Raw genomic sequence first — 16,312 nt, 5'->3', positions numbered from 1 at the left:
AAACGGATTTCGTCCGATCGCCACGACGACGATGCTCCACGCCAACCAAAAATCGGAGCGAACGACATGAAATTGCTGGAAAACAAGGTCGCGATCATCACCGGTGCCAGTTCGGGGATCGGGCGGGCGGCGGCTCTCCTCTTCGCGCAGCACGGCGCCGCGTTGGTCCTGACCGCGCGCGGCGCGGACCGGCTGGAGGCTGTGGTCGGCGAGATCCGGGCCGAAGGCGGGCGCGCCGAAGCGGTCGCGGGCGACGCCACCGATCCCGCCGATGCCGAGGCAACGGTCGCCGTCGCGCGCGATGTCTTCGGACGGCTGGACATCGGCTTCAACAATGTCGGCACGGTGGGCGAGATGGCTCCTCTCGCGGACCTCTCGCTCGCACAATGGCGCGAGGTGATCGACGCCAATCTCACCTCCGCCTTCCTGGCGGCCAAATACCAGATTCCGGCGATGCTCGCGGGCGAAGGCGGATCGATCCTGTTCACGTCGAGCTTCGTCGGTAGCGCGCTGGGCGTCTCGAACATGGGCGCCTATGGCGCCGCCAAGGCCGGGATCGTCGGCCTGGTGCGCGAGCTGGCGGCGGACTACAGCCCGCAGGGCATCCGCGCCAACGCGCTGCTCCCGGGCGGCACCGACACGCCGATGGCGACGTTCAAGACGCCCGAGGAACGGGCCTTCGTCGAAGGTTTCCACGCCCTCAGGCGCATCGCCGCACCGGACGAGATTGCCCGCGCCGCGCTCTTTCTCGCCTCCGACATGGCGAGCTTCGTCACGGGAAGCACGCTCTATGCCGATGGCGGCGTGTCGGCCGTGCGGGTCTGATGCGGCTAGGCGCGACGCCGGAGCTTGGGCGTCAGCATGCCGACCTCACGTCGATAGTTGTCGTAGTCGTCGCCGAACAGGTGGATGAGGTCGCGTTCCTCGTAGCGGATGGCGATCAGCATGTAGATCGAGACGCCGGCGGCGAGCAGCAGATGGCCAACGCTCATCACCGGCGTCGCCCAGAAGGCGAGAAGGAAGCCCGAATAGAGCGGGTGGCGCACCGCCCGGTAGAAGAAGGGCATGCGGAACCTCGGCGGCGCCGCCTCCCGGCCGCGGGCGTGGAGATAGACCTGCTGCAGCCCGAACAGCTCGAAATGGTTGATGAGGAAGGTGCTGAGCAGGACGATCAGCCAGCCGACGCCGAACAGCGCCCACAGGATCGCGGCACCGGCGGCATTCTCGACATGCCACACCTGCGCCGGGATCGGCCGCCAGAAGACGAACAGCAGGATCAGCGTCAGGCTGGCGATCAGGACATAGACGCTGCGCTCGATCGGCTCCGGCACGACCCGCGTCCACGCCCGCTTGAAGCCGCGCCGCGCCATCACGCTGTGCTGCAACCCGAACAGCGCGATCAGCGCGACGTTGACGGCGAGGGCGACGGCGAGGGTGCTTTCAGGGCCCCGGTCGACCGTCCGCGGCGGACCGGGCAGATTTCCGACGAACCCGATCAGGTAGAGGAACGTCGCGAAGAAGATCGCATAGGCAAGCAATGCGAACAGCAGATAGAGGCCACGTGCCATGGCGCCCTCCGTCGCTTGGGAAGGCGCCGAGCATAGCATGACCGCGGCGCGGACACAGCCCACGCCGTGTAGTCAGGCGCAGTCGTCAGCCCTTGAGCTTCGCCAGCACGCCCTGGAGCTGCATGGCGTTGGACATTTCGCCCTCGACCGCGAGCTTGCCCTGCATGAAGGCGGTCATGCCGTCGAGCTTGCCGTCGGCCATGTCCTGCCAGTCGGACCAGGCGACCTTGATCGTGGTGTCGGCAGCGCCGTCGTCCTCGGTCACGGTCTGGCCGACGCCGTCGAGCATCACCGCGCCTTCGCTGCCGAAGTCGAGCTTCACCTTCTTGCCCGGAAGGTAGGCGCCGGCCTCCTTCAGCTTCGCCGCCATCTCGCTCTTGGTCGCCATGATCGCTCTCCCTTGGATGCGCGGTCAGCCTTAGCCCCGCCACCGCGACGGTCAAGGATTTACATCGCTGTCAATAGTAACGGATACCTGACCAACGCCACTCCCGACGCCGAATCGGCAAACCACCTCCAATAGTAGCAATGGTCTGCCCGATAGGAGGCATAACCGGTGTGCCTGTTCACCCTGCTCCTGACCTTATGAACGCCACCAAAGTATCGTGACCTCTTGAGTTGGAGGCGTCGTCATCAGGGCATGACCATGCCATATGACAGGCAAATATGCTTGATCGGCAATAATTTTCCTATAGGAATGCCTTCTTCGGCGACACCGTCGACAATGCCGGAGGAGGGAGATTGCATGCAGAAATTGAGGATGTCATACGCCTTGCTGCTGGTGGCGTTTACCCTCCTTCCGACGTCGTCCATCCTGGCGCATCAGCCTGCCGCAGGGGAGCAGCCGCCCGCGCCGGAGGCAATCTCCCTCCTGGGCGCGCCTCTCCGATCTGCATCACCTTCGGCCGAAGCGCTCGCGAGATACGAGGCGGCGAAGGCGGATTATGAGGCCGATCCCAGCAACCCCGACAAGCTCGTCTGGTATGGCCGGCGTACCGCCTATCTCGGCCGCTTCAACGAGGCGATCCGCATCTTCGGCATCGGCGTGGAGCGGTTTCCCCGCGACGCACGCTTCCTGCGCCATCGCGGGCATCGTTACATCACCACCCGGCAGTTTGACCGCGCAGTGGAGGATCTCGAGCGGGCGAACCGGCTGATCGAAGGAACCCGGGACGAGATCGAGCCGGACGGCGCCCCGAATGCACGCGGCATTCCGATTTCGACCCTCCACAGCAACATCCGCTATCACCTCGGGCTCGCTTACTATCTCAAGCGTGACTGGCGGAATGCGCGCCGCGCCTATGAGCAGGAACTGGCGGTCGCCGGCAACGACGATCGCCGGATCTCGGCGTCGCACTGGTATTATATGACGCTGCGGCGGATGGGCGCGGATCAGGAGGCGGCCGCGTTCCTGCAGACCGTGCCGGCGGCCGATACGCTCGACCTGCTGGAGTCCGGCATGTACCTTCTCGCGTTGCGCTTCGCCAAGGGCGAGGTCAGCGAGGAAGAGGTGCTGCGCCACAGCCTGCACAGCTTCGAAGGCGTCGCCTCGGGCTACGGCGTGGCCAATTGGCATCTCTACAATGGCAATCGGGACCGGGCCTTCGCGCTGATGAACGAGATCGTCAACGGGCCCGGCTGGGCGAACTTCGCCTATATCGCCGCCGAGGCCGACCTCGCCTTCCACAACGCGCGTCGGACGCCTTAGCCGATCGCGCGGCGGAGTTTCCTGGAAGCTCGCAGCATCGCCGATCCCTCATCGTCGCGTTTCCCAGAACGGCGACACGCGTGCGGTACTTTTATTATCGGAAAATTTCTGTTAGAAATCGCAATATCGGAAAGGAAGGCTCGCGGAGGCAGTGCACCGCGAAGCGTTCCGCCGGGTCAGGGCCCGGGCGGGCGGGCCAAAAGGGGAGGTTTCACACGATGATTGGAATGAAGGTTGCGCTCGGACCGTCGGTCATGGCGATGGCGCTCATGGGCGCAGGCGCGGCGCAGGCCCAGACTGTGCCCGCTCAGCCTGAGCCTGCCCCGGAGGCGGGCACGGAACTCGCTGCGTCCGACGAAGGGCCGGGCGAGATCGTCGTCATCGGCAGCCGGCGTGCCAATCGCAGCGTGCTCGAAAGCACGGTGCCGATCGACATCCTTCAGCCCGAGGCGCTCGAGCGGTCGGGCTATACCGATCTCAACGATTCGCTGCGCAGCCTCGTGCCCTCCTTCAATGCCCAGCGCCTGCCGCTCAACGACGGCTCCTCCTTCGTTCGCCCCGTGACGCTGCGCAGCTCGCCCGCCGACCATGTCCTGCTGCTGATGAACGGCCGGCGGCGGCATCGCTCCGCGATCGTCCAGATCGGCACCGGTCACGCGACGACCTCCGGCTCGCAGGGTCAGGATTTCAACGCGATCCCGCCGATCGCCTTCGAGCGGGTCGAGGTGCTGCGCGACGGCGCCGCCGCCCAGTACGGATCGGACGCGATTGCCGGCGTCATCAACCTCGCGCTGCGCGACGACAATGAAGGCGGCACGCTCGCCGCCCAGATGGGCCAATATTATGAGGGCGACGGCTACACGATCGACCTCCAGGGCAATATCGGCCTGCCGCTGACGCGGAGCGGCTTCCTCAACGTGAGCGGCCAGTTCACGCGCCAGGACAAGACCTTCCGCGGCGGGCCGGTGGCCGGAGCCGAGGCATTGCGGGCCCAGGGCGTTCAAGGTGTCCCCCGCTATCCTGCCGAGCTCGGCGAGCCCTTCTACCGTGCCTACAAGCTGGTCTGGAATTCGGGGATCGAGCTCGGCTCGGACGTCAACGCCTATATGTTCGGCAACTACATGCAGTCGGACAGCACGGTGGGTTTCTCCTATCGCCAGTCGCGCGCGGCGGGTGGATTCCCCGCCCACGTCTCGTTCGGCAATTCGATCTATGACGGGACGCCGGCGCACCCCGAGATCTTCGATCTCACCCGCATCTATCCGGGCGGCTACGTGCCGCAGTTCAGCGGGCGTCTGACCGACTTCAGCACCGTCGCGGGCGTGAAATATGACGATGGCCGTTTCACCTTCGATCTCGGCGGACGGATCGGCGTCAGCAAGGTGCGCTACCGGCTCGACAATTCGATCAATCCCTCGCTCGGCGTGAACTCGCCGACCAGCTTCCGGCCCGGCTCGCTGCTCCAGCGCGAGGTTGAAGGCACGGCCGAAGCGTCCTACCAGTTCAGCGACTCGATCCTGCTCTTCGGCGGCGTCAGCTACCGACGCGAGACCTACGAGATCGGCGTCGGCGACCCTGCCTCCTATGCCGTCGGCCCGCTGCGCGACCTGCCGGTCGGCTCGAACGGCTTCCAGGGCTTCACGCCCGACATCGCCGGCTCCTTCTCGACCGACAGCTATGCGGCCTTCATCGAGCTCGATGTGGATGTCACCGACCGGTGGGAGGTCCAGGTCGCCGGCCGCTACGAGGACTATGCCGCGTTCGGCGACAATTTCAGCTACAAGGTCGCGACCCGCTACGAGCTCGCCGACGCCGTCGCGATCCGCGGGGCAGTCAGTACGGGCTTCCGCGCCCCGGCGGCCGGGCAACTGTTCGGCACCAGCCAGACGTCGCAGATCAGCCCCGTCACCAACGACTTCATCCTCGATGCCGTGCTGATCCCCGGCTCGCCGGCGGCGCAGGTGTTCGGCTCGACTCCGCTCGTGCCGGAAACCTCGTTCAACATCTCGGCCGGCATCGTCGTCAACACCGGCGGCTTCACCGCGACGCTCGATTTCTACCAGATCGACGTCGACGACCGACTGTTGCTCACCCCGCCGATCACCACCACCGCGGCGCAGCGCGCGGCGCTCGTCGCCCTGGGCTTCCCCAACGGCGCCTCGGTCCAGCAGGTGCGCTTCTTCCAGAACAAGCTCGATACCCGCGTGCGCGGCTTCGATCTGGTCGGCACCTACCGGCTGCGCTGGAACGACAGCAACACGACCGAGCTCAGCGCCGCGATCAACTACAACGAGCAGATCCTGCGCAGCGATCCCACCGGCTTCTTCGACGCCGGCACGGTCCAGGAGTTCGAGCGCGGCACGCCGCGCTGGCGCGCCAACCTCACAGCCACCCATCAGGTCGGCGATTTCGAATTGACCGCCCGCGGCGTCTATTACGGTCCGTGGCGGCGGCGTGCCGGCACCACCTTCCTGCCCCGCGAGGGCGTGATGCTGGTCGATCTCGAGGTGACCTACCATGCGCTGGAGAATGTCGACGTCAATGTGGGGGCGCGCAACCTGTTCAACATCCTGCCGCCGGATCGCGGCCCGGCGATCCGGGCGCTCGGCATCATCCACGACAATCACAGCCCCTTCGGCCTCAGCGGCGGCTATTATTATGCGGGGCTGCGCTACCGGTTCTGATCGATCGTCCCGGCCGACCCCCGCCCGTCGGCCGGGGCACCTGTCGGGGAAAGGCCGGACGCAGGTCCGGCCTTTCTTTTGCGGCTAGCGGGATCGCCCGCGATCGGACATGGCCAGCTCGACCTCGGCGGGCCAGTAGCCGTTGGGCGTATCGGCGATCAGGGCAGCGAGGCGCAGACGGGCACCGGCCTCGTCGCCATCGAAGCGATGCTTCATCGCCACTGCGAAACGGACAATGGAATCGCGCGGCATGGTGAGCGCCTCTTCGCGCACCTGCCCGCGCAGCAGCCGCACTGCCTCATAATATTGCGCCGCTTCGACCGGCCGGATGTCGTCGGACAGCGCGGCCAGCAGCTGCTGCGCCGCCGCGCCCTCGCCCGCCTTCCTGAGCGCGAGGTAGCGCCAGAAGGTGGTCGGGATCAGATGCTCGGGCAGGATGTGGGCCGGCATCGCGGCGATCGAGCGCTCCATGTTGGCGACGAGGCCGCGATAGTCGCCGGTCGCGAACTGGGTCTGGGCAAGGTAATAGAAGATGTTCGACCGATAGGTGCCGAGCGCGAGATTCTGCGCATTGGGCGCGCCGTCGGGCTCGAAACTGTCGGTGGCGCCGGCATCCAGCGCGGCGGCCCGCTCGAAATCCCGGACCGCAAGATCGAAGGCGCGCACCCGGGTCAGCGTCTGGCCCCGGAAACGGCGCAGCTTGTAGCTGTCCGGGAAGCGCTCGATCCCGCGCGAGAAGGCGTCGATCGCCTCGCACAGCCGGCCGAGATAGGAAAGGCGCCGCCCGAGCCAGATATGATGATCCTCGCGGTCCGGCGCAATGGACAGCGCGGCCTCGGCAATGCGCAGGTCCTGATCCAGCCGGGTCTGCACGGCGGGTGGGAAAGCGGGCGGGCGGGCGGGCTGGTCCGTCAGCGTCGTCGTGCAGTGCGCCCCGCGATACGGGAGGGGGATCTCCCCGTCTTGCGCGTGGGCGGGGCCGGCGGCCCAGAGGGCAGCGACAGCGAGGGCGAATGGGCTGACACGGCTCTTCATGGATGCGGGGCTCCGATCGTCGGGAATGGGGGAAGGGCGGTCAGCCGATCACGGTTTCGTAGAGCCGCCTGAGGTTGCCGCCGAGGATCTTCTCGATGTCGCCCGAGGCATAGCCGAGCCGGCGCAGCCCGTCCCACACCACCTCCATGCGGCGTGGGCCATTGAGCTCGTCGATGAACAGCGGCCAGTCGGCCTCGTGGAAGTTGCTGCCCTCCTCGCGGCGCACCTCGGCGAGATAGGCTTCGGTCATGACGATGACGCGGTGGTCGCGGTCGCTGCCGATCGCGACATGGTCGGCGCCGCAGGTGCGCACCGCGTGGTCGATATGGGCGAAGTAATCGGGCAGCGCCGCGTTGCTCGGGCGCGCGGTCAGGAAGGGGCGGATCTGGTAGATGCCGACGACGCCGCCCTTGTCGGCGAGGGCCCGCAGATTCTCGTCCGTCGTGTTCCGGTAGTTCTCGTAGACGCCCGTGCAGCCGGTGTGGGAGACGATGACGGGCGCGCTGGAGGCGGCGATCGCATCGGCCATCGTCTTCATGTTGGCGTGCGAGAGATCGATCAGCATCCGCTCGCGATTCATCCGCTCGACGAGCTGACGGCCGAACACGCTGATGCCATTGCCGGCCGGCTCGCGGCTGCCCGATCCGGCGCGGTTCTGGAAATTGTAGGTGAGCTGGCAGGAGCGGATGCCGAGCCGGTGGAAGAGCGCGACATTGTCGAGGTCCGCCCCGAACGGCTCGGTGTTCTGGAAATAGTAGAAGACCGCGATCCGGCCGCTTTCCCGGGCGCGGTCGATATCGCTGGCACTGGTCGCGAAGAGAAGCAGGTCGCTGTTCGCCGCGACAAAGCGGTCATGCTCGCGGATCGCGGCGACCGCCTCCTCGAAGGCGCGCGGGCCAACCGTCTTGGGATCGCAGAGCGTGAGCGTGATCGCATCGAGCCCGCTCTGCTTCATCTCGGTGATGAGGGCGCGGTCGTAGGTCGTCCGCAGCTCGCCCATCGCATCGAAGATCAGCGGCGTCCGTCGCCGCGCCGGCTGCGCCCAGGCTCCTCCTGCGAAGGACAGGGCGGTCGCGCATCCCAGCATGAAGCTGCGTCGGTTCATCCCGTGCCTCCTCGAATTTTCTGCCAGATTATCCGATCGGAAAATTTCTGCAAGGCAGGAATATCTTCGAAGAACACCCTAGCCGGTGTTGATCCAGATCGCCTCGGCATCCTCCTTGCTGGTCGAATAGCAGGCGTGGCGCATGCCGCTGTCGATGTAGATGCTGTCACCCGCTCCCAAGACGACCGGCTCGTAATGTTCGGTGTTGAAGCAGACCTCGCCGCTCAGCACGTAGAAAAACTCCTCGCCGGCATGGCATGACCATTCGGTAAAGTCGGCCAGACTCCGTGCCTTGATCCGTGTCACGAATGGCAGGATGCGTTTGTGCACCAATTCGGTGGCGAGAAGGCGATGACGATAGACCTGCGTTTCCATCACCCGGCCATCGCCATCCTTGGTGACGCTGCGGCGACCGGAGGCTTCCGTGCCGCGCGACTGGCCGAACAAGTAGGTGATGTCGATATTCAGACCACTGACGAGTTTCTGGACGACGTCGAAGGTCGGTGACATCATATTGTTCTCGATTTTCGAAAGCGTCGACGCCGCCAGGCCGGTGATCCGCCCGGCTTCTTCGAGCGTCATCCCCTTGTCGCGACGCAATCGGCGCAGCCTGTGTCCGAGATGGATTGGCTCACTGCTCAACCCATTGCCTTGCTGAGCTTCCCGAACCGCTTCGTTGGCACTGGCTATTCGTTTGACCATCTGCACGTCTTCCACTGAGCGGGCTCGGAGCAAGGCCGCATCGCCGGTCTATACGCGCTTTTCCGAAAGAAAAATATTCGACTAAAGCCATGGTCAAATTTCCCGACGCCGGTCGGCGCCAGGCTGCACGGGCCTCAGGAATCCTTCGGCCTATTGCCACTCTGGCGAAGCCCGACTATTCCAATAGTCAATAATTTTACTATCGGAACACAGTTCCTTCCGATACCATATTGGAGACTTTTGCCGATGACTCTGACCAACTCCTTTGCGCCGGCCGGTGCAGATTCCGCGCGTCATGTCGCGGGACTCCTCGCGAGCCTCGGGCTCGACGGCCCCGACGTGAACGGATCCCTGGCGGTACGCTCGCCCGTCGATGGCAGCCTCCTGGCCGGGCTGGAGCCGACGACCGCGGCGGACATCGACGGCGTCGTCTCGCGCGCGGTCCAGGCCTTCGACGCCTGGCGCCGCGTGCCCGCCCCGGCGCGTGGCGAGCTGATCCGGCGCTTCGGCGACCGGGTGCGCATGCACAAGCCGGCACTCGCCCGCCTGATCTCGCTCGAGAACGGCAAGATCGAGCAGGAGGCGCTCGGCGAGGTACAGGAGGTCATCGACATCTGTGATTATGCCGTCGGCCTGTCGCGCCAGATCGGCGGACGCACGTTGCCCTCCGAGCGCCCCGGCCATCATCTGTCCGAACACTGGCATCCGATGGGCGTGTTCGGCCTCGTCTCCGCCTTCAATTTCCCGGCCGCGGTCTGGTCGTGGGGGATGGCGGTCTCGCTGGTGTGCGGCAACAGCGGCATCTGGAAGCCCTCCGAGAAGGCACCGCTCACCGCCCTCGCCTTCGCCGGCCTGCTCGACCAGGCGATCGCCGAGGACGCGCAGGCACCCGCCGATCTGATGCAGGTGGTGCTCGGCGGCGCAGCGATCGGGCGGGCGCTCGCCGAGCATCCGGATATTGCCATTCTCAGCGTTACCGGCAGCACGGCGATGGGGCAGGACGTCCTCGGCCGGGCCGGCACCCGCTTCGCTCGGGTGATCTGCGAGCTGGGCGGAAACAATGCCGCGATCGTGACGCCGAGCGCCGATCTGGCGCTCGCGTTGCGGGCGATCCTCTTCTCCGCCTTCGGGACGGCGGGTCAGCGCTGCACGACGCTGCGCCGGCTGTTCCTCCATCAGTCGATCCGCGCGACCTTCACCCAGCGCCTGATCGACGCGGCGCAGCAGATGTGTATCGGCCACCCGCTCGATCCGGCCGTACATATCGGCCCGCTGATCGACGAGCGCGCGTTCGAGAGGATGCAGGCCGCGCTTGACCAAGCCCGGCAGCAGGGCGGGCGGGTCCATGGCGGCGAGCGGCTCGCGGGCCTGGTCGGGGACGGCGTCTATGTCCTCCCCGCGATCGTCGAGATGCCGGCGCAGACCGCGATCGTCCGCGAGGAGACCTTCGCGCCGATCCTCTACATCATGCCCTATGCGGAGCTGGACGAGGCCGTGCTCCTCAACAATGCGACGCCCTATGGACTGTCCTCCAGCATCTTCACGCAAGACATTCGCGAAGCCGAATATTTCCAGTCGGCGCTGGGCAGCGACTGCGGCATCGTCAACGTCAACATCGGCACCAGCGGCGCCGAGATCGGCGGCGCGTTCGGCGGCAACAAGGCGACCGGCGGCGGGCGCGTCGCAGGCTCGGACAGCTGGAAGAACTATATGCGCCGCGCGACCTCGACGGTGAACTTCTCGGGCGCGCTGCCGCTGGCGCAGGGCATCCGGTTCGAGCTGCCGGAGTAGCGCAAGAAATTCCGCGCGGCGCGGCCTTTGTGATGTATCGCCGATGGCAGGAGGCGCGGAATGCCAGCCAGGCGATTGAAAATGCACCGGGTCGAAAAGCCGTGGGGACGCCGGAGCCTGTGGCCCGGCTTCGCGGACCCGGCGCCGGACCAGGGCCCGGTGGGCGAGATCTGGTTCCAGGACGATGCCGATCCGCAGGCCGAGCTGCTGGTGAAATATCTGTTCACGTCGGAACGGCTTTCCATCCAGGTCCATCCCGACGATGCCGCGGCCCGGGCTTCCGGCCATCCGCGCGGCAAGGACGAAGCCTGGCTCGTCCTCGATGCGGCGGCGGATTCGACCATCGCCATCGGCACCCGATCTTCCGTCGATCACCCCCGTCTTCGCGCCGCGGCGGAGGACGGGAGCATCGAGGCGATGATGGACTGGCGCCCGGTGCAGGCGGGCGATGTCTTCTATTCGCCGGCGGGCACGGTGCACGCGATCGGCGCCGGCATCACGCTCGTGGAAGTCCAGCAGAATGTCGACCTGACCTACCGGCTCTATGATTATGGCCGTCCCCGCGCGCTCCATCTCGATGCCGGGATCGCCGTCTCGAACGCGCAGCCGTTCGAGCCGAATTTCACGCCCGAGGAAGCCGGACCCGGCCGCATGATCCTGTGCGAGGGCCCAAAGTTCGTCCTCGAACGCTGGACGCTTGAATCCGGTCGCACCTTGACCCTGCCCGATCCTGTTCCCGGCTGGTTCGTCCCGCTGTCCGGCGAGGGCAGCCTGGACGGCGAGCGCTGGACGGCCGGCGAGGTCTGGCGAATCGACGGAAGAACCTTTTTCGACGCGATCCGGACGGGCGACGTCCTGATCGCCTATCCGCTTGCCCGTCGCATCTCCGCATTCGACTGATCTTACGGCCGCGCATCCGGACGCAGACGGATCGAATCCGTCAGGGGCCTCGATCTCCCCGGGACGCCGCCGGATGGTGACGCGTGAGATAGGTGAGGATTCGCGAATATTCGGCGTCGGTGATCTCGGCGCCGTGCGCGACCATGCGTTCGATGGTTTCGGCCCACTGCGCCTCGGATCAGTGCTGCGTCGTGTAGGTCGCTGCAAGATGGCAGCCCGTACACTTGTTTTCGACCAAAGAGCGGTCGGGGTCGGGCGCGCCACCCGTGCCGGACTGCGAGAGCGCCGCGGAGAGCTGCGACGCGGCAAGGGCCAGAACGAAGAACGCCTTGAAACGCCAGGTCATGGATCAGCCTCAAACACCTTGTTGACGGCAATCCTAGCCACGACCTTCGCGACCGCAAAACGAAGGTCGCGCTCGCCGCTCATTCCTTGAGAGGATCGGCGGCCCGTTTTTTGACTTGGATGCGCGTTTCGAAAGGCTCGGCCGCGGGCCGAAACGACACCGATCGACGTCGTGGCTCCCGCGGAGGATGCATGAGGATCACGAGACGCGATCTGGGGGCGACGGCGCTCGCCCTTGTTCTGGCGGCGAAGTCGGCGCCATTGGCCGCCCAGCCGGCGCCGCGTCCGGCGGCGCGGCGCGATGCGATTGCCATCGGCACGCGCGACGGCCAGTGGCCGACCTACGGCGGCAACCTTGCCAGCGCCCGCTATTCGCCGCTCGATCAGATCACTGCCGAAAATTTCGGCCGGCTCGAGCTCGCCTGGACGTTCCGGTCCGACAATCTCGGCCCCCGGCCCGACCCCAATCTCCAGGCGACGCCGCTGATGGTGAACGGCGTCCTGTATCTTACCGCCGGCTCGCGGCGCGCCGCGGTCGCGCTCGACGCGCAGACCGGCGAGCTGCTGTGGAAATTCAACATCGACGAGGGCGAACGCGGCGCACGCGCGCCGCGCACCGGCAGCGGCCGCGGCCTCAGCTACTGGACCGACGGCGGGGTCGGGCGGATCCTCTACGTGACGCCCGGCTACCAGATGATCGCGCTCGACGCGCGCACCGGCCACCCCGTGCAGAGCTTCGGCGCGAACGGGATCGTCGACCTCAAGCGCGAGATGGACGAAGAGGTCGCGGCAACGGCGGACGTCGGCTTGCACGCGACGCCACTGGTCGTCGGCGACGTGGTCGTCGTCGGCTCGGCCCATTTCCCGTCCATGTTCCCCAATGCCCGCAACGGGAACGTCAAGGGCAAGATCCGCGGCTATGACGTGCGGACCGGCCGGCGGCTGTGGATCTTCCACCCGGTGCCGCGCCCGGGCGAGTTTGGCCACGAGACGTGGCTGAACGGGTCCGCCGAGCGCGTCGGCAACACCGGCAGCTGGGCCCAGATGAGCGCCGATCCCGAGCTTGGCCTCGTCTATGTCGGGATCGAGCTGCCGACCGGCGACTGGTATGGCGGCCACCGCCCCGGCAACGGCCTGTTCGGCGAGAGCATCGTCGCGCTCGACGTGCGCACCGGCGAGCGGCGCTGGCACTGTCAGACCGTCCATCACGGCATCTGGGACATGGACATTCCCTGCGCGGCGATCCTCGCCGACCTCACCGTCGACGGACGCGCGATCAAGGCGATCGCACAGCCGGTCAAGCATGGCTGGCTGTTCGTGCTCGATCGCGAGACAGGCCGGCCGGTCTGGCCGATCCGCGAGCGTCCCGTCCCGCGCGGCAACGTGCCGACCGAATGGTATGCGCGCACCCAGCCGCATCCGACGCGCCCGCCCGCCTTCGACCGGCAGGGCGTCCGCCCGGATGATCTCATCGACTTCACGCCGGAGCTGCGCGCCGAGGCGGAGCGGCTCGTGGCCGATTATAAGCTCGGCGGCTCCGTCTTCTCCCCCGCTGTGCTCAGCCGCTGGCCGCGCGACAGGTCCGGCCGCCGCGCCTCCGCCAGGCCCGGAAAGGCCGCCAGCGCCGGCATCAGTGCGGCGAGGCCCAGAAATTCCCTGCGGTGCATATCCTTCCTCCCTCTCCCTTCAGTTGCCGGCCTTCCCGGCCTCCTTGAGAAGGTCCAGCGCGACGTCGACGATCATGTCCTCCTGCCCGCCGACCATCCGGCGGCGGCCGAGCTCGACCAGGATGGCGCGCGTGTCCACGCCATAGTCGCGGCTCGCCTTCTCCGCGTGGCGCAGGAAGGAGGAATAGACCCCGGCATAGCCGAGGCTCAAAGTCTCGCGGTCGACCCGGACCGGCCGGTCCTGGATCGGGCGCACCAGATCCTCGGCCGCGTCCATCACCTTCAACAGGTCGACGCCGTGATTCCAGCCCTTCAGCGAGGCCACGCCGATGAACACTTCGAGCGGTGCATTGCCCGCGCCGGCGCCCATGCCGGCAAGGCTCGCGTCGATCCGGATCGCGCCGCTCTGCACCGCGACGATCGAATTGGCGACGCCGAGCGACAAATTGTGATGCGCGTGGACGCCGCGCTCGGTCTCCGGCTTCAGCACCCGGTCGAACGCCTCGAAGCGGGCGCGGTAGCCGTCCATGTCGAGCGCGCCGCCGCTGTCGGTGATGTAGACGCAGGTCGCGCCGTAGCTTTCCATGAGCCGCGCCTGCTCGGCGAGCGCGTCCGGCGCGATCATGTGCGCCATCATCAGGAAGGTCGCGACATCCATGCCGAGGTCGCGCGCCGCGGCGACATGCTGCTTCGAGATGTCCGCCTCGGTGCAGTGGGTGGCGATGCGGACCGAGGTCGCGCCGAGCCGGTGCGCCTGCTTCAGGTCCTCGATCGTGCCGATGCCCGGGAGGAGCAGCGTGGTGAGCCGCGCATGGCGGACGACGTCGGCCGCCGCCTCGAGCCAGGCCCAGTCGGTGTGCGCGCCGAAGCCGTAGTTGAAGCTGGAGCCGTTGAGGCCGTCGCCATGCGCCACCTCGATCGCATCGACCTTGGCCTCGTCGAGCGCCCGCGCGATTGCCTGGACGTGGCCCAGCCCATATTGGTGCCGGATCGCGTGCATGCCGTCGCGCAGCGTCACGTCCTGGATGTAGAGCTTGGTGGCGGTCGGATCGAAGCTCATGCCGCGACCTTCGCGCGGCGGCGCTCGACGATCTTCTCGGCGGTCCTGAGCGCCGCCGAGGTCATGATGTCGAGATTGCCGGCGTAGACCGGCAGATAGTGGCCGGCGCCCTCGACCTCGAGGAACACCGTCGACTTGATCCCCTCGAACGTGCCGACGCCCGGGATGTGGACGGGATTGTTCGAGCCGAACCGCTCGAACTGCACCTTCTGCTTGAGGCGGTAGCCGGGCACATAATCCTGGACCCGTGCGACCATCGCCTCCACCGCCGCTTCGATCTCGGCCTCCCCGGCGCCCGACGACAGGGTGAACACCGTGTCGCGCATGATCATCGGCGGCTCGGCCGGGTTGAGGATGATGATCGCCTTGCCCTTGGCCGCGCCGCCGACCTCCTCGACGCCGCGCGCCGTGGTCTCGGTGAACTCGTCGATATTGGCGCGGGTGCCGGGTCCGGCCGACTTCGACGCGATCGAGGCGACGATCTCGGCATAGTGGACGGTCGCGACCGAGGCGACGGCGGCGACGATCGGAATGGTCGCCTGGCCGCCGCAGGTGACCATGTTGAGATTGGCGGCGTCGAGATGACGATCGCCGTTCACGACCGGGATCACATAGGGGCCGATCGCGGCCGGCGTGAGGTCGATCATCACCTTGCCGGCGCCCGCGACGACATCGTTGTGGCGCCGGTGCGCGCCCGCCGACGTCGCATCGAAGACAAGCTCCCCGTCACGCCAGACCGGGAGGCAGGTGAGCCCGTCCATGCCTCCATGCGTGGTGGCAATGCCGAGCTCGGCGGCGCGACGCAGCCCGTCGGAATCCGGATCGATCCCGACCAGCGCCGCGACCTCGACCAGCTGCGAGGTGCGGATCACCTTCATCATCAGATCGGTGCCGATATTGCCCGATCCGATGATCGCCGCTTTTGCCTTGGGCAAGGACTCCTTCCTCGCCGGTCCGGCAGACTCCATCGTGTACGCCTCCACCTCTCAGGCGGAGAGACGTCCATTCAAATGCCCGCCACTGTCAAAAACGGCCCGCGGCGACCTCTCATTCTTTGAGATGTCGAGCCTCGGGCACGAGCGCTTTCGTTCGCCGGCTAGGCCCTGCGATAGCGGAACAGCAATAGCGGATTGGCCAGCAGCAGGCCGATCGCGAAGCCGCCGATATGGGCGGCGATGGCGACGCCGATGCCGGCGCTGGCGAAGGTGATGCCGACGACGATCTGCAGGACGACCCACGCCACCATCAGCCACAGCGCGTTGAGCCAGCGTGCCACCGTCGGGTTCGCCACCCGCACCTTGTTGCGCCCGAACAGGATCGAATAGGCACCGAGCACCGCCGAGATCGCTCCGCTCGCGCCGATCATCGGCACCGTCGAGTCCGGCTGCACCACCCATTGCGCCGCCGCGGCCGCATAGGCGCCGAGCACGTAGAGGATCACGATGTTCACCGGCCCGAGCACGCCCTCGGTCGGTCGGCCGCAGAACACGAGGATCAGCAGGTTGAGGGCGACATGGGCGAAGTTGGCGTGGACCAGGGTCGCCGTGAGCGGGGTCAGCCAGATCGGCGCCAGCGCCTCGTCGCCCACGGCGCCGATGCGGGCCGGAATGAAGCCGCCCCAGACAGCGGCCAACCCGTCGGCGCCGAGCATCCAGACGATCAGCCAGGCTGCGGCGGTCGCCAGCGTGACGACCAGCGTCACGCGAGCGCTGGACCAGCTGTCGGGAGGCCGCACGGGCGTGCCCTC

General features: G+C 66.9%; 15 protein-coding genes and 1 pseudogene. 6 read left to right on the top strand and 10 right to left on the bottom strand.

The genetic code is table 11. The features are described from left to right. The first annotated feature begins 66 nt into the window (after window positions 1-66). Window positions 67-825, top strand: coding sequence for an SDR family oxidoreductase (locus tag RCO27_RS15905; protein WP_309003681.1), 759 nt, complete (start codon window positions 67-69; stop codon window positions 823-825). A gap of 5 nt (window positions 826-830) precedes the next feature. Here the strand turns inward: RCO27_RS15905 and mddA are convergent, their stop codons facing one another. Both mddA and RCO27_RS15895 read right to left on the bottom strand, forming a co-directional pair. Continuing rightward, complete coding sequence (gene mddA, locus RCO27_RS15900) at window positions 831-1,568, bottom strand: methanethiol S-methyltransferase (protein ID WP_309003680.1); 738 nt, start codon at window positions 1,566-1,568, stop codon at window positions 831-833. Between the two features lie 85 nt (window positions 1,569-1,653). Next, window positions 1,654-1,956: an SCP2 sterol-binding domain-containing protein gene (locus RCO27_RS15895; RefSeq protein ID WP_309003679.1), complete on the bottom strand. Its 303-nt coding sequence runs from the start codon at window positions 1,954-1,956 to the stop codon at window positions 1,654-1,656. A 372-nt stretch (window positions 1,957-2,328) separates the two neighbouring features. Between RCO27_RS15895 and RCO27_RS15890 the strand changes: the two genes are divergently transcribed. Both RCO27_RS15890 and RCO27_RS15885 read left to right on the top strand, forming a co-directional pair. Further along, entirely contained in the window at window positions 2,329-3,276 is a 948-nt protein-coding gene (locus RCO27_RS15890; protein ID WP_309003678.1) for a hypothetical protein, read from the top strand. Window positions 3,277-3,503: 227 nt separating this feature from the next. Beyond that, window positions 3,504-5,960, top strand: coding sequence for a TonB-dependent receptor domain-containing protein (locus RCO27_RS15885; RefSeq protein WP_309003677.1), 2,457 nt, complete (start codon window positions 3,504-3,506; stop codon window positions 5,958-5,960). A gap of 84 nt (window positions 5,961-6,044) precedes the next feature. Here RCO27_RS15885 and RCO27_RS15880 read toward each other — a convergent pair whose 3' ends face one another. From RCO27_RS15880 to RCO27_RS15870, 3 genes are all read right to left on the bottom strand, one after another. Next, window positions 6,045-6,995, bottom strand: a complete 951-nt coding sequence (locus RCO27_RS15880) for a hypothetical protein (protein ID WP_309003676.1) — start codon at window positions 6,993-6,995, stop codon at window positions 6,045-6,047. A 40-nt stretch (window positions 6,996-7,035) separates the two neighbouring features. Further along, window positions 7,036-8,100, bottom strand: a complete 1,065-nt coding sequence (locus tag RCO27_RS15875) for a membrane dipeptidase (protein WP_309003675.1) — start codon at window positions 8,098-8,100, stop codon at window positions 7,036-7,038. A 78-nt stretch (window positions 8,101-8,178) separates the two neighbouring features. Further along, window positions 8,179-8,817, bottom strand: coding sequence for an XRE family transcriptional regulator (locus RCO27_RS15870; protein WP_309003674.1), 639 nt, complete (start codon window positions 8,815-8,817; stop codon window positions 8,179-8,181). A gap of 231 nt (window positions 8,818-9,048) precedes the next feature. On the opposite strand from RCO27_RS15870, the gene RCO27_RS15865 reads away from it, so the two are divergent. Beyond that, the gene (locus RCO27_RS15865) at window positions 9,049-10,593 is read left to right on the top strand and encodes an aldehyde dehydrogenase family protein (protein WP_309003673.1); all 1,545 of its coding nucleotides are present in this window, start codon (window positions 9,049-9,051) and stop codon (window positions 10,591-10,593) included. A gap of 60 nt (window positions 10,594-10,653) precedes the next feature. Continuing rightward, on the top strand, window positions 10,654-11,493 hold the full coding sequence (locus tag RCO27_RS15860; RefSeq protein WP_374990394.1) for a class I mannose-6-phosphate isomerase: 840 nt from the start codon (window positions 10,654-10,656) through the stop codon (window positions 11,491-11,493). Between the two features lie 178 nt (window positions 11,494-11,671). Here the strand turns inward: RCO27_RS15860 and RCO27_RS15855 are convergent, their stop codons facing one another. Beyond that, a complete protein-coding gene (locus RCO27_RS15855; RefSeq protein ID WP_309003671.1) occupies window positions 11,672-11,839 on the bottom strand; it encodes a hypothetical protein in 168 nt (55 codons plus the stop codon). A 119-nt stretch (window positions 11,840-11,958) separates the two neighbouring features. Between RCO27_RS15855 and RCO27_RS15850 the strand changes: the two are divergent. Continuing rightward, window positions 11,959-12,726: pseudogene (locus RCO27_RS15850) on the top strand (PQQ-binding-like beta-propeller repeat protein); the annotation flags it as partial. Between the two features lie 632 nt (window positions 12,727-13,358). On the opposite strand, the gene RCO27_RS15845 reads toward RCO27_RS15850, so the two are convergent. The 4 genes from RCO27_RS15845 to RCO27_RS15830 form a co-directional block, all read right to left on the bottom strand. Beyond that, the gene (locus RCO27_RS15845; protein ID WP_309003670.1) at window positions 13,359-13,505 is read right to left on the bottom strand and encodes a hypothetical protein; all 147 of its coding nucleotides are present in this window, start codon (window positions 13,503-13,505) and stop codon (window positions 13,359-13,361) included. A gap of 19 nt (window positions 13,506-13,524) precedes the next feature. Further along, the gene (gene dmpG / locus RCO27_RS15840) at window positions 13,525-14,565 is read right to left on the bottom strand and encodes a 4-hydroxy-2-oxovalerate aldolase (RefSeq protein ID WP_309003669.1); all 1,041 of its coding nucleotides are present in this window, start codon (window positions 14,563-14,565) and stop codon (window positions 13,525-13,527) included. Next, the gene (locus RCO27_RS15835) at window positions 14,562-15,533 is read right to left on the bottom strand and encodes an acetaldehyde dehydrogenase (acetylating) (RefSeq protein WP_374990393.1); all 972 of its coding nucleotides are present in this window, start codon (window positions 15,531-15,533) and stop codon (window positions 14,562-14,564) included. Before RCO27_RS15835 ends, dmpG begins: the two co-directional genes overlap by 4 nt. Window positions 15,534-15,661: 128 nt before the next feature. Continuing rightward, window positions 15,662-16,300: a rhomboid family intramembrane serine protease gene (locus tag RCO27_RS15830; protein WP_309003667.1), complete on the bottom strand. Its 639-nt coding sequence runs from the start codon at window positions 16,298-16,300 to the stop codon at window positions 15,662-15,664. Window positions 16,301-16,312: the final 12 nt, after the last annotated feature.

Source organism: Sphingosinicella sp. LHD-64 (assembly GCF_031157375.1).
Classification (GTDB): Bacteria; Pseudomonadota; Alphaproteobacteria; order Sphingomonadales; family Sphingomonadaceae; genus Allosphingosinicella.
This window is presented reverse-complemented; position numbering and strand designations above follow the sequence as displayed.

Coding starts and splice junctions, on each gene's coding strand:
- RCO27_RS15905 (WP_309003681.1), top strand. CDS start 67: ATGAAATTGCTGGAAAACAAGGTCGCGATCATCACCGGTGCCAGTTCG.
- mddA (WP_309003680.1), bottom strand. CDS start 1,568: ATGGCACGTGGCCTCTATCTGCTGTTCGCATTGCTTGCCTATGCGATC.
- RCO27_RS15895 (WP_309003679.1), bottom strand. CDS start 1,956: ATGGCGACCAAGAGCGAGATGGCGGCGAAGCTGAAGGAGGCCGGCGCC.
- RCO27_RS15890 (WP_309003678.1), top strand. CDS start 2,329: ATGTCATACGCCTTGCTGCTGGTGGCGTTTACCCTCCTTCCGACGTCG.
- RCO27_RS15885 (WP_309003677.1), top strand. CDS start 3,504: ATGAAGGTTGCGCTCGGACCGTCGGTCATGGCGATGGCGCTCATGGGC.
- RCO27_RS15880 (WP_309003676.1), bottom strand. CDS start 6,995: ATGAAGAGCCGTGTCAGCCCATTCGCCCTCGCTGTCGCTGCCCTCTGG.
- RCO27_RS15875 (WP_309003675.1), bottom strand. CDS start 8,100: ATGAACCGACGCAGCTTCATGCTGGGATGCGCGACCGCCCTGTCCTTC.
- RCO27_RS15865 (WP_309003673.1), top strand. CDS start 9,049: ATGACTCTGACCAACTCCTTTGCGCCGGCCGGTGCAGATTCCGCGCGT.
- RCO27_RS15860 (WP_374990394.1), top strand. CDS start 10,654: ATGCCAGCCAGGCGATTGAAAATGCACCGGGTCGAAAAGCCGTGGGGA.
- RCO27_RS15855 (WP_309003671.1), bottom strand. CDS start 11,839: ATGACCTGGCGTTTCAAGGCGTTCTTCGTTCTGGCCCTTGCCGCGTCG.
- RCO27_RS15845 (WP_309003670.1), bottom strand. CDS start 13,505: ATGCACCGCAGGGAATTTCTGGGCCTCGCCGCACTGATGCCGGCGCTG.
- dmpG (WP_309003669.1), bottom strand. CDS start 14,565: ATGAGCTTCGATCCGACCGCCACCAAGCTCTACATCCAGGACGTGACG.
- RCO27_RS15835 (WP_374990393.1), bottom strand. CDS start 15,533: ATGGAGTCTGCCGGACCGGCGAGGAAGGAGTCCTTGCCCAAGGCAAAA.